Below are 11,578 nucleotides of genomic sequence, written 5' to 3'. Positions count from 1 at the left end.
GTATGGTATTTATGCTGCGTTATCGCCTATTTATGGGGAATAACCACACCACATAGGCTCTGCCTTGCCTAAATACCAAACAGACTGCTGCAAGTTTAACCTTGAAAGGTCAACAGACCCTAGGGAAAGAAGTCACTTTTTTATCTCTGAGCTTATTAATTTCAGCTAATAACCACGGCGCGTGGCAAATAGCGGCCACAGGTTTGTTTTTCTTAGCTCCAAAAAAGCCATCAACAAACGCTTTGGCATCTGTATTTTGACGTAAGCTATCGGGATTAAACAAACCACCCGGCAGTAAAAGTGCATCGTAGTCAGCGGCATTGGCATCGGCAGCTAATTTATCAACGGTTACTTTTTCACCCCAATTATCTTTATTCCAACCAGTGATCTGCCCTTCTTTAATAGACACCACCTCTATATCTGCGCCCGCCTCTAGTAATGCGCTTTGCGGCGAAAGTAGCTCGCTTTGTTCAAATCCATCGGTGGCTAAAATGGCAATTTTTTTACCTTGTAAACGGGTGCTGCTATGTAAATTACTCATTAAATACTCCTTATCTTATTTTTTGATACACAGAGAGGTTTGCATATCACATACCAAAAATAACATATTGATAATATTGGCGTTTTATTTAAAGAGATGAGAGTGCTATGTAAATTATTTACAGTGGTTGCAGATACTACACAGCCATTTTTTAAAAATAAAAATAGCCTGCAAGGTACATGCTTTGTTTGAATAACAAAACTCCCTTACAAGCACTGACAATTAAAGACTGTCTTTTAACGCTTTGGCTGGCTTAAATACGGCTTTATTAGCCCCTTCTATTTCTATTGCTTCGCCTGTTTGTGGATTACGACCCGTACGGGCTGGGTAATAACTTAATGCAAAAGTGCCAAAACCATATATTTGTACCTGATCGCCTTCAGACAATGATTTGGTAATCACCTTTTGTAAGCTGGTTAACGCTAATTGCGCCTCTTTTTTTGTTAACTCGCTCGTGTGTGCCATGGCTGTAACAAGTTCTGCCTTATTCATTTTTTGCTCCTAAATACACGCGCTGGCTTTAGCCAACTAGCGTGGCAATACAATGATGTAAAAATAAAAGCAGGCAGGCTAAGGGTTGCAAGGGGGTAAGTCAACCTTAACCAAGGGCTAAGGGCCTTAGTGAGAGTCATTGGGTTTAAATATAATCAGCTTGGCTGTTTTATAGTCATAAAGATGACTTAATCGCTTGCTAAGGTGAAATAAAAATCACCGTGAGCAAACGTGAACGCTAATCAATACCGCTGGTTTGAATTTACCTTTATTTTTATCATCCTGCCTTTAATTGGCTTTAATATTCGCCAGTATTTATCTAACTGGCTTATTCCAGCACTGATCATTTTAATGAGTGTGTGCTGTATGCTGCTGCTAAACGACATTCACTTTAAGCGCTTTAGATTAACCAGTATGGGGCAGTTTTCTGCTGTGAAGCGCCGTATGTTTAGCTTTTTCTTTATTGGCGCATTATTTTCAGGGGTGTTTTATAACCTACTCTACCAAGGACACTGGTTTACTTTACCGCGTGAAAACCTCTCCGATTGGCTGATGCTATTGCTGCTTTATCCTTTATTGTCGGTGATCCCGCAAGAGTTAATATTTAGAACGTATTTTTTTCATCGCTATAAGCGCATTATGCCCAGTAAATGGTTGCGCATTATTATTAGCGCCAGTGTATTTGCATTGGCACATATTATTTACGCCAATTGGATAGCTGTTAGTTTAGCGTTTGTCGGTGGCTTACTGTTTGCCTATACCTACGCGCAAAGCCGCTCAACTTTTGCCTGTGTTATTGAGCACAGCTTATGGGGCATTTGGATGTTTACCCTAGGGATTGGTGACTACTTAGATTCGGGTGCACTGAATTAACTAACCGCAACAAAAAAGCCGCGATAAGCGCGGCTTTATTAAATTAAGTTTTAATTAAAAACCAAAAATACTGATATTAAAAAACTTGGTCGCAACGGTGTTTACAAAAATAAGCAGTAAAATCGCTGGGATAAATGTTTGTAATGAAAAGTTAACGTACTTTTCCATAAAGCTATTCGCATAATTAGGCGAACCTTGTCTTAGCTCTTCACTTAAACGAACTTTCTTCCATTTATACATTACAAACAAACATACCATTAAACCATTGAGTGGTAAAATAGTGTCGTAGAATACGTCATATACAATATCAAAAAAGCTCTTGTTACCACTGCCGTAGCTAGTAAAGGTAGTTAGGCTGTCAATCATACCAAACGACATAATACACATAATGGTTAACACACCGGTTGATAAGGTAAGTATGCCTAGCGCTTTTTTACGGCTAATGCCTTTACGGTCGCTGAGTGTGGCAGTTGGAACTTCAACAATAGATACCAATGATGTGATCGCAGCAAAAAATACCAATAAGAAGAAAATAAATGCCACGGCTGATGCGCCAAAGTAGCCAATATCGTGTTGTAACGCTAATAAGATTTTTGGTAAGTACACAAAAATCATTGAAACTGACGAGTCAGATAACTTTGTCGGATCGGTATTTGGGTCAAAGCTAAAAATAGCCGGTAACACCATCAAGCCTGCAACAAAGGCAACTAATGAGTCGGTAATGGCAACCATTTTCGCACTGCCCACAATGTCATCTTTTTTAGAAATGTAAGAGGCATACGTAATTAAAATACCCATACCTAACGACAATGAGAAAAACGCTTGGCTCAATGCGCCATTAAGAACACTGGCATTCATTTTACTAAAATCAGGAATAATATAGTACTTCACACCCGCCATTGCGTTATCAAGGGTGAGTACGTAACCCACTAATATAATAAGCATGACAAATAACGCCGGCATCAAAAATTTAGCCGCTTTTTCTATGCCATCTTTTACGCCACCGACCAATATTAAGTTAACAATCACCACAACCAGTGCCATGTAGCCGAACACCGTGTAGCTATTAATAAACTCATCAAAGTGCCCAGGGTTTGCCAACTTATCCAAATTACCAAATGCGGTTTGGCTTAAGTAACCAAAAATCCACACCGTGATCACCATGTAAAAAACGGCAATCATAAATGGCGTTAACACGGCTAAAAAGCCAGCAAACTTCCATTTCTTATCGTTATTGGCTAACGCCTTGTATGCACCAAGAGGATCTTTTTGTGCGTGACGACCCATAGCCATTTCGGCCATCATGACGGGTAAACAAATGAATGCGACGAACAAAGCATAGACGAGCAAAAATGCACCACCGCCATTCTTAGTCGCAGAAACTGGAAAGCCTACTAAGTTACCAATGCCCACAGCAGAACCCGCCGCTGCTAATATAAATCCTAAGCGGGAGCTAAAGTGCTCTCTATTTTCACTCATGTAATAACCTTGTTATTATTTATCTTATCCAAGGGACTCTACCAGTGTTACACAACGCTTTTCAAGCAATTACCGCGTAAAAAAACATTCTTGCTGTAAACATCGCCATAAACACTTTTAATTCACCATTTATCAACGCTATGCTAGTATGCAGTTAATTAAATTTAACAAGTTTTGAGAGTATTTTTATGTTGTATATGATTTATTCAACGGACGTCCAGAACAGCTTAGAGCACAGAAAAGCTGCTCGCCCTGCTCATTTAGCACGTTTACAAACGCTAGAAAACGAAGGTCGACTATTAACAGCCGGCCCCCTTCCAGCGGTTGATAGTGAAGACCCTCAAGATGCGGGCTTTACTGGCTCTTTAGTGATTGCTGAATTTAACTCTTTAGAAGATGCCAGAGAATGGGCCGCAGATGATCCTTATGTTGCGGGTGGCGTATATGAAAACTCAATTGTTAAACCATTCAAAAAAGTGTTCCCTGCTTAACATTAACGTGAGTTGCCTTGTTTAACTGCAACCAGTAATTCAGGGTTTGTTCACTCATTTTTAATTAGACTTTGTCTTATAAAAATTTAAATACTCAATAGAGTAATTAAATTTTAGTGGCTTAGTTTTTTAGGCTAAGCAGGTATGTTCTAGGAGTTTCGTAATGCGTGTATTATTAACACTCAATTTAATTGCTGTTTTTTGTTTGGCTAATGTTGCCCATGCAAATAATACTAACAGCACACCCGATAAAGTTGAGATAAGCAAAAAGAAAGCAGTAATACTTGCAAAACAAACTACAGACGGTACAACATTAAAAATTTCAGAAGAAACACAATTTTATACAGTACGAATTTTAAAAGCTGACGGCCACGTCGTCGATTTGAAGATAAACAAAAAAACTGGCGAAGTGAAAAAGGATTAACCAATGCGAATTTTAGTAATAGAAGATGATTTACATTTGGCAGATAATCTGCGCAATGCATTAGAAAAAGAGCGTTACAGTGTTGATTTATGTCACGATGGCGAAGCGGGCCTTTTTCATATAACAGAATACCCTTTAGACATGGCAGTGGTTGATTTAGGTCTGCCTAAAATAGATGGCATAGAGCTTATAAACAAAGCCCGCGCCCAAGGGATCACTATCCCTATTTTAATTTTAACGGCGCGCGATCGCTGGCAAGACAAAGTTGAAGGCCTCGATGCGGGCGCTGACGACTACCTAACTAAGCCATTTCATGTTGAAGAACTCATTGCTCGCTGTAATGCGCTTATTCGTCGAAGTGCAGGTAAAGCAAACCCAGAAATGACAGCCGGCCCTATCAAAATTCATACGCGTTCACAACAAGTGTGGGTAAACGACAAAGAGCTAAGCTTAACCGCATACGAATATAAAGTACTTGAATACTTAATGGTTAACCCGCAAAAAGTAATTTCAAAGTCTGAGTTAACAGAACATATTTATGACCAAGATTTCGATCTTGATTCAAACGTCATTGAAGTGTTTGTATTGCGTTTACGTAAAAAGCTCGACCCTGACGGTGTGCTTAACCCAGTCGAAACACTACGTGGGCGTGGTTACAGGCTTAAAAGCCAGTGGTAGCACCGCAAATTTCGTTAAAAATAAGGCAAGGATTTATCCTTGTCTTTGTTTTATTAGTTGCCTTACCTATTTTGTTTTACTCCATAGGTAAGGCGTATTACGCGTCACTTGTTGATGCCACCGAAAAAAACCTCGAAGCGCACCTGTATTCACTCATCTCCGAGGTTGATTTTACCGAGCGCGGTATTATCATGCCCAGCTCTATCTTAACGCCCGAACTCAATAACCTAAACTCAGACACCTACGCCATGATTTACCGTGACGATGTGCCTATTTGGCATTCTGAGTCGGCGGTTAACGTTAACTTTGTTCCCCAATATATAGAGCCCAAAGCCGGTGCTGCAGACTTTAGACGCGTGGTTTATAACAACACCGCCTATTGGCAGTTAAGCTTAACGGTCATTCTTAATAATATTGACCAATCAGAGCAAGCACGATTTATTTTATTAAAACGCAACGATGCCCTACTGCGTTTAATGGACGGGTTTAAACAAACCTTAGTCGATTGGATGTTTATAATGGGGATTGCTATAGCAGGGTTAATGGCTATTGGTTTTATTTGGAGTGCAAGGCCGCTGCAGCGCCTAGATAAAGAAATAAAAGCTATTGAATCAGGCGATATTCAAGAAATTAAAGGCTTATACCCCGTTGAACTACAAACAATAAAAGCCGACCTCAACCTATTGTTAGAGTCGCAGCAGCGCCAAAAAGAGCGCTACCGCGCCTCACTCAGCGATTTAGCACATGCACTTAAAACGCCCCTAGCTGTATTAAAATCAAGCCCACTGGCCAACGATGCCGACGCACAAGAACAACTCGACCGAATTAATGTGATGATCGAGCACCAATTAAAACGTGCTGCTACTGGGGCTTCCGATACATGGAAAAAGCAAACCCCCATCAAACCGGTTATCGACTCTATCTTAAGTGCAATGGGTAAGGTTTATCGCGATAAAGACATCATATTTAATTGCAAAGTGAGTGATAAAGATTACTTTTTAGGCGATAAAACCGATTTAATGGAGTTATTAGGTAACTTAATAGATAATGCCTGCAAAGCCTGTCGCTCCCAAGTCAGTATTGACGTTTCACAAGCTAAAACGCTCAGCATTAGTATTTGTGATGACGGCCCGGGTATTCAACCAGATAAACGCGAGTCATTGCTTCAACGCGGTACGCGCCTTGATACTTACGAGAGTGGCCATGGTGTTGGCATGGCGATTGTATCTGACTTGGTGAAGTCGTATCACGGGTTGTTAACTATTTCTCAGTCGCAAAGTTTGGGCGGCGCAAAATTTATTCTCGAGTTTAATTACCATGAAAAAAAATAACTATATTCTTTGTTTTACTCTAGCTCTGTTATTTTCTTGGGCTGTTCCAAGCGTTGCAGCGCCGCTTGAATGCACACTTGAAAAAAACGCCCTACCCGAACAAATCAAAGCATATACACAATGTTTAGATGCCAAATTAAATAGAGTACAGCAAGAACAAGATAGCTGGATCCAAAAGCGTACCTTTGAACTATCTGCATTAGAAAGCGAAACCGGCAACACCCAAATTTTGTCATTATTTAAACTAAGTATTAACGCTAAAGACAATTACATTCAAAGAAGTTGCCAATGGCGCTACATGCTAAAACAACCTAATGCACAACAAGCCGTTGTTACCTACAAAGAATGTGAAATAGCCATGACCGAGCAATTTATTCAGCAGCTTAAAACGGCTCTTTAATTAGCTCATAGGTAAGCGATGTGTGCTGTGGCTTGGTAATTTAGAGTTCAGTTTATTAGTGTTTTAAAAAGTGCAGCCTCAAAGGCTGCATTTTTGTTAGTTTTTATACTTTGTTATGTGATTACTCTGACCATACCGCAAATTCATTTCCATTAGGGTCGCTAAAGTGAAATCGTCTACCACCGGGAAATGAAAATGTAGGCTTAATTATTTTGCCTCCAGCTTTTTCAATTTTATTTTGAGTCGCTTCAAGGTCATTACTGTATAACACAATTAACGGGCTTCCGTTTTTAGTAGAAACAACTAAATCAGATTTAAAGAAACCACCATCAACCCCTTGCGCGGTAAAACTACAATATTCTGGGCCATAATCTACAAATGACCAGCCAAACACCGTACTGAAGAAAGCCTTTGTAGCTGCAATATTTTGTGCAGGAATTTCAATATAGTTAATTTTATTATTTTGAGTCATTTTAGTTTTTTACCCTTATTCTAGTTTGTATTATTTGCGACTTGAACTAGTAATAAATAAAGATAGCAGCAAAAGCATAAACAGCTGATAAAGTTTAATAAGAATGCGCTTAGACACTATTTATAATTTATACTGAATAAAACCCACTTAGAAAGCATTTGAAAGTACAAAATTAAGGGCTGATTTAATATTAATTATCGTTATTCATACGTTTCTTTTGTTTATTTTCACTAGATCGCACAACCATTCCGTTAAGGATATGAAAAAAAAGAACATAAACAACCCGACGCACCAAGTTACAAAAACCCAAATTGACGGTTTGAGCTCATACCAGCCTTGAATATTAATCGTGGCAAAGTAAAACATCCCTAACGAAATAAATGGCAGAATAAACAAAGAGTAAAAAGCTCCCGTAACAGCATGCAGTAATATTTTCTCACGAATACTTGAGCTATTAGATCCCAAATTCACAATTCCAAAAACACATTGTGTAGCGATAAACAGGCAACAAACCTGTAAAAAGGTCCAGCCTAAAGCTGCCAGAATAGCAACTAACTGAATGTATATTCCCTCACTCATCTTATCCTATTAACGAATACTGGCTTTAGCGAAACATGCATCAACTTTACTCTGTTGTTAATTGTTCTTCATAAAAGGATTATTTTCAGACATAAACTCTATCAATCATTCTCACTGATAAATTAGTCCTGTCATTTTTATCTTTTAAAAAGTTTTATAGTTTAATTTTCTTGGTTAACTTTAGTGGCATCAATGTCGTTTTAAGTTAACAGAACAAGTGCGGAAATTTAATTACTGCCAACCACACTATGTTTAAATATTGCCTTAGTCGTCTGAGACTTAAGTGAAATTACTTCAGCTTCTGAAAAATTAGGAACGATCTTGCTACTAATCTAATGATTTCTTCCTGAGCACCATACTTTCAACCATTGCGATGAGAACAAAAACAAACCCAGAATCCGATAAAAAATAAGTCGAGTTTTCAATACAGACTGCCACGTATACTTGCACCAATAATATTACAATATCGATCCTGATAGCCGTTGCTCTATTTCTTTTTAACTTAACTAAGATGAAGTAAAGATAACAACATCTAAAAAAAGATATAAACATAAAAAACAAAACTAATATCACTCTTCATCTCCATTGAAACAGAACTACTTGTACTTAAATTTGATTTGCATCATAAACGATCATGGGGACGGTTGCTGTTTGTAATGTCTTGCCGCACTGCATAGAAAGATTAACAAAGATTGTTTAAGTCTATAAAATATCAACACTTTTAATGGGTGTTTTCTATTTTTTGTTTTAAATTGGGTGTCTACATTATTTTTATTGAATAATAAGCTCATGGGCTAAAATCCGAGCGAAGCGAGTCAACCCACGTGTTAGCGTCCCAGCGACCAAATGGAGCCACAACAGCGTTTTGTTAGCTGCTCAGCTGCGTGATATGCAACAGTTCACCCACTGGCCCCCATAAATAAAAGATCTTACCCCAAGCTTCTTGTTGGATTGGGGTAATCTTTGTTTTGTGTTCGGATTTAGAGCATAACTCATATGCTTCGTAGATGTCTGAAACGCAGATTTGCAACATAAAATTTTTGGCAAAATCTTCATTGTAAAAGCGCTGCAAAAAGAAAAGACAATCACCGTTTTCAAAAAGTGTGAGATCGTCGGTTACGTACTCTGATTTAAATCCAATTTCCAAGTAGAAAGACTTTGAAATTTCGAAGTCCTTACTTGGGATAAATGTTTTTATATCTATTACATCCATGATTCTTTCCAAAAGCAGCTAACAATTTTATATTGCGCGACTCGCGTATATCTCTACCAGCGCTGCGCTTATTTTTTCTACTACATATAGTTTTAACAAATTAGCTAACACATTGCTATCATTAAGTTTTATTCTTTTAAGCAGTGCTAATTAGCATACTATACGCGCGTCGCTCATTTTCCTGAGTATGAGTGCACACTAAAGCTTACTCACTTAGCCCATAAAACGTTTTGACAAATCTGCATAAAAACCACAAACTACCTACTAGTAGATTGACTTAGCTAAAGTGATTTTAAAATGCATAAACCTGTGGTTATTATTGGTGGTGGCTTAGCGGGCTTATATGCCGCTTACAGCCTAAAAAAACGAAATATTCCGTTTTTATTATTAGAGGCCAAAGCCAATTTGGGTGGCAGGATTGCCTCTCACTTTTTAGCGACTAACAACAGCATTGGCCACGATTTGGGCCCTACCTGGATATTTCCGCACCAGCCTAATATTCAACAGTTAGTTGCTGCTTTAAACATCCCTGTGTTTGAGCAATACACCCAAGGTGATGTGTTGTATCAAGCATCGCATACTGCCCCTGCTCAGCAAATTGCAGGGGCGGGTGAAATGCAGCTATTTAGAATTCAAAACGGTATGAACGAGCTTATTAATGCGCTTTATCAGCAGCTTGACCCAAACACCGTTAAATTAGAGCACGCTGTTAGCGAAGTAAAAAAGCTCTCCGATGGCTGGCATATAAGCGCTAATTACCAAGGGAGTACGCAGCACTTTACTTGCGATCAGTTACTGTTTGCGTTACCCCCTAGAATGATCGGCCAGCATTTAACCCCGCATTTATGGGCTGATAATGTTTTAACTCAGCGTTTAACGTCGGTGCCGACGTGGATGGCTGGCCAAGCAAAATTTGTTGCCACCTTTGAGCACGCTTTTTGGCGAGATAAAAACTTATCTGGGCAATGTTTTAGCCGTGTTGGCCCGTTAGTAGAAATACATGATGCGTCAGCAAGTGATCATGCTCACCCTGCTCTATTTGGCTTTATTGGCGTGCCTTACTTACAGCGAAGTCAAGTAACTCGCGAGCAATTAACCCAAGCCTGCCTTGATCAGCTTGGCTATTTTTATGGTGAGCAGGCTTATACTGCCACTGATTGCACGATAAAAGATTGGGCTGAGGATGAATTTGTGGCCAACAAGGATGACCAACTAGGTGTATCGCAGCATCCTGAATTTAATTTTTCAGGGCTTAGCGAGCAGCTCAAACAGTTAAAAGTGCATTTTGTGGGCAGTGAGTTTGCTAAGCAAGAAGCAGGCTATTTAGAGGGGGCTATAAACGCCGTAGATAGCGCCTTAGCTAATTTAATAAATACTTAATAATGTTAAAGGCGTGCTTAGGCACGCCTTTGTAAGGTATTAGTCTTCTGATTTAATGACGGTTTCTTCACCTGTGCCAAGCATAGTGGCTAACCAACGCCCTTCGTCACTGGCTTCTAGCGCTATTTTTACAATCATAGTTAACGGCACCGATAACAACATTCCCACAGAGCCTAATAGCCAACCCCAAAATATTAACGATAAAAATACCACTAACGTAGAGAGCCCTAACCCTTTACCCATGTATTTAGGCTCTACAATATTACCCATTACGGTATTTATAGTTAAATAACCCGCACCAACGAGGCCTGCCACTAAAGGACCTTGAGTAATAAGCGCCAGTAACAGTGCTGGCACAGCCGCTATGATTGAACCAATGTTAGGAATGTAATTAAGCATAAATGCCAGTACGCCCCAAAGTACAAAGTAATCAACATCGAGTATCCATAAGTAAAAACCAGCAATTACACCGGTGGCTAAACTTACTAGGGTTTTAATAGCCAAATAAGAGTTGATAGAGTCTAAAAAGCGGTCAATTTGCTTAATTTTGCTGTCGGGGTCGTCTAGTGCTAAATGTATTTTTTTACCAAGTATGGGCCCTTCAAACAGCATAAAAACAACCGTTAAAATAATTAAAAACATATTGGCCATTACGCTACCTAAGCCGGTTAACATATTGGTGGCAACATCAACCATTTTACCGGGGTCGAACATAGACAAAATTTGTTCTTTATTAATTAATATATTGTATTGCGACGCCATATCAACCAGCCATACAAATTCTTCTTTTAACTGTGCTTTGTATTCAGGTAACTGCTTTGAAAAGTCATTAACCGACTGCCCCACTAAACCGCCTAAGCTAACACCTAAGCCCATAATAATAAGCACCACAAGCACCACCGCTATGCCTTTTGGAATACGGTAGCGAGCAAAAAAATTAATGAGTGGGCTACAAATAATGGCGATGAATGCTGCCAAAATAAACGGAATAACAATAGCACTTGCGGCTTTAATGCCCGCCAATACAATGACCAACGCTGCAAAAATAATTAAGCTTTTATTTACCCCAGTTAAACTTGCCAATACTCTTATCCTATTGCTGTTATTTGGCTTCAGTGTAAGGCAAAACCCAATAGAATGAAATGTTAAAGGGTCTGTTGGCCTTTCAAGATTAGATTTGCAGCCGTCTTTTTGGTATTAAGGCAAGGCAGAGCCTATGTGGTGT

The 11,578-nt window shown here is 39.1% G+C and carries 12 protein-coding genes and 1 pseudogene; 7 read left to right on the top strand and 6 right to left on the bottom strand.

Annotation, left to right across the window (positions count from 1 at the left end; genetic code table 11):
* Positions 1 to 115: 115 nt before the first annotated feature.
* Positions 116 to 541 (bottom strand): annotated as a pseudogene (locus CWC30_RS17250) (DJ-1/PfpI family protein); the annotation flags it as partial.
* A 222-nt stretch (positions 542 to 763) separates the two neighbouring features.
* Positions 764 to 1,033: an HU family DNA-binding protein gene (locus CWC30_RS17245; RefSeq protein WP_013465086.1), complete on the bottom strand. Its 270-nt coding sequence runs from the start codon at positions 1,031 to 1,033 to the stop codon at positions 764 to 766.
* Between the two features lie 231 nt (positions 1,034 to 1,264).
* Here CWC30_RS17245 and CWC30_RS17240 point away from each other — a divergent pair, with 231 nt between their 5' ends.
* Positions 1,265 to 1,906: a CPBP family intramembrane glutamic endopeptidase gene (locus CWC30_RS17240; protein WP_013465087.1), complete on the top strand. Its 642-nt coding sequence runs from the start codon at positions 1,265 to 1,267 to the stop codon at positions 1,904 to 1,906.
* A 54-nt stretch (positions 1,907 to 1,960) separates the two neighbouring features.
* On the opposite strand, the gene CWC30_RS17235 is transcribed toward CWC30_RS17240, so the two are convergent.
* Entirely contained in the window at positions 1,961 to 3,385 is a 1,425-nt protein-coding gene (locus CWC30_RS17235; RefSeq protein ID WP_013465088.1) for a sodium-dependent transporter, read from the bottom strand.
* A 188-nt stretch (positions 3,386 to 3,573) separates the two neighbouring features.
* Here CWC30_RS17235 and CWC30_RS17230 point away from each other — a divergent pair, with 188 nt between their 5' ends.
* The 5 genes from CWC30_RS17230 (at position 3,574) to CWC30_RS17210 (ending at position 6,709) form a co-directional block, all read left to right on the top strand.
* Positions 3,574 to 3,876: a YciI family protein gene (locus CWC30_RS17230; protein ID WP_016900387.1), complete on the top strand. Its 303-nt coding sequence runs from the start codon at positions 3,574 to 3,576 to the stop codon at positions 3,874 to 3,876.
* 163 nt (positions 3,877 to 4,039) lie between these two features.
* Positions 4,040 to 4,300 carry a PepSY domain-containing protein gene (locus tag CWC30_RS17225; protein ID WP_013465090.1) on the top strand — a complete coding sequence of 87 codons (261 nt, stop codon included), beginning with the start codon at positions 4,040 to 4,042 and terminating at the stop codon, positions 4,298 to 4,300.
* 3 nt (positions 4,301 to 4,303) lie between these two features.
* On the top strand, positions 4,304 to 4,978 hold the full coding sequence (locus CWC30_RS17220) for a response regulator transcription factor (RefSeq protein ID WP_008109187.1): 675 nt from the start codon (positions 4,304 to 4,306) through the stop codon (positions 4,976 to 4,978).
* Positions 4,972 to 6,309, top strand: coding sequence for an ATP-binding protein (locus tag CWC30_RS17215; RefSeq protein WP_036954518.1), 1,338 nt, complete (start codon positions 4,972 to 4,974; stop codon positions 6,307 to 6,309). Before CWC30_RS17220 ends, CWC30_RS17215 begins: the two co-directional genes overlap by 7 nt.
* On the top strand, positions 6,296 to 6,709 hold the full coding sequence (locus CWC30_RS17210; protein ID WP_036954515.1) for a hypothetical protein: 414 nt from the start codon (positions 6,296 to 6,298) through the stop codon (positions 6,707 to 6,709). The genes CWC30_RS17215 and CWC30_RS17210 overlap by 14 nt, the downstream gene beginning before the upstream one ends.
* Before the next feature lie 121 nt (positions 6,710 to 6,830).
* Here the strand turns inward: CWC30_RS17210 and CWC30_RS17205 are convergent, their stop codons facing one another.
* Positions 6,831 to 7,181 (bottom strand): VOC family protein, encoded by a 351-nt coding sequence (locus CWC30_RS17205; RefSeq protein ID WP_013465093.1) that lies wholly within the window; start codon positions 7,179 to 7,181, stop codon positions 6,831 to 6,833.
* A 1,447-nt stretch (positions 7,182 to 8,628) separates the two neighbouring features.
* Positions 8,629 to 8,973, bottom strand: coding sequence for a VOC family protein (locus CWC30_RS17200; protein WP_036954510.1), 345 nt, complete (start codon positions 8,971 to 8,973; stop codon positions 8,629 to 8,631).
* A 297-nt stretch (positions 8,974 to 9,270) separates the two neighbouring features.
* On the opposite strand from CWC30_RS17200, the gene CWC30_RS17195 reads away from it, so the two are divergent.
* Positions 9,271 to 10,353: a flavin monoamine oxidase family protein gene (locus tag CWC30_RS17195; protein WP_013465094.1), complete on the top strand. Its 1,083-nt coding sequence runs from the start codon at positions 9,271 to 9,273 to the stop codon at positions 10,351 to 10,353.
* 39 nt (positions 10,354 to 10,392) lie between these two features.
* Here the strand turns inward: CWC30_RS17195 and CWC30_RS17190 are convergent, their stop codons facing one another.
* Positions 10,393 to 11,436, bottom strand: coding sequence for an AI-2E family transporter (locus CWC30_RS17190; RefSeq protein ID WP_013465095.1), 1,044 nt, complete (start codon positions 11,434 to 11,436; stop codon positions 10,393 to 10,395).
* Between the last annotated feature and the right edge of the window lie 142 nt (positions 11,437 to 11,578).

Origin of the sequence: Pseudoalteromonas sp. S4741 (genome assembly GCF_005886135.1) — a bacterium.
GTDB lineage: Bacteria > Pseudomonadota > Gammaproteobacteria > Enterobacterales > Alteromonadaceae > Pseudoalteromonas > Pseudoalteromonas tetraodonis.
This window is presented reverse-complemented; position numbering and strand designations above follow the sequence as displayed.

Excerpts from the sequence above, each read along its gene's own strand:
- CWC30_RS17225 (WP_013465090.1), top strand. The coding sequence starts at position 4,040 with ATGCGTGTATTATTAACACTCAATTTAATTGCTGTTTTTTGTTTGGCT.
- CWC30_RS17195 (WP_013465094.1), top strand. The coding sequence starts at position 9,271 with ATGCATAAACCTGTGGTTATTATTGGTGGTGGCTTAGCGGGCTTATAT.
- CWC30_RS17205 (WP_013465093.1), bottom strand. The coding sequence starts at position 7,181 with ATGACTCAAAATAATAAAATTAACTATATTGAAATTCCTGCACAAAAT.
- CWC30_RS17235 (WP_013465088.1), bottom strand. The coding sequence starts at position 3,385 with ATGAGTGAAAATAGAGAGCACTTTAGCTCCCGCTTAGGATTTATATTA.
- CWC30_RS17220 (WP_008109187.1), top strand. The coding sequence starts at position 4,304 with ATGCGAATTTTAGTAATAGAAGATGATTTACATTTGGCAGATAATCTG.
- CWC30_RS17200 (WP_036954510.1), bottom strand. The coding sequence starts at position 8,973 with ATGGATGTAATAGATATAAAAACATTTATCCCAAGTAAGGACTTCGAA.
- CWC30_RS17245 (WP_013465086.1), bottom strand. The coding sequence starts at position 1,033 with ATGAATAAGGCAGAACTTGTTACAGCCATGGCACACACGAGCGAGTTA.
- CWC30_RS17230 (WP_016900387.1), top strand. The coding sequence starts at position 3,574 with ATGTTGTATATGATTTATTCAACGGACGTCCAGAACAGCTTAGAGCAC.
- CWC30_RS17210 (WP_036954515.1), top strand. The coding sequence starts at position 6,296 with ATGAAAAAAAATAACTATATTCTTTGTTTTACTCTAGCTCTGTTATTT.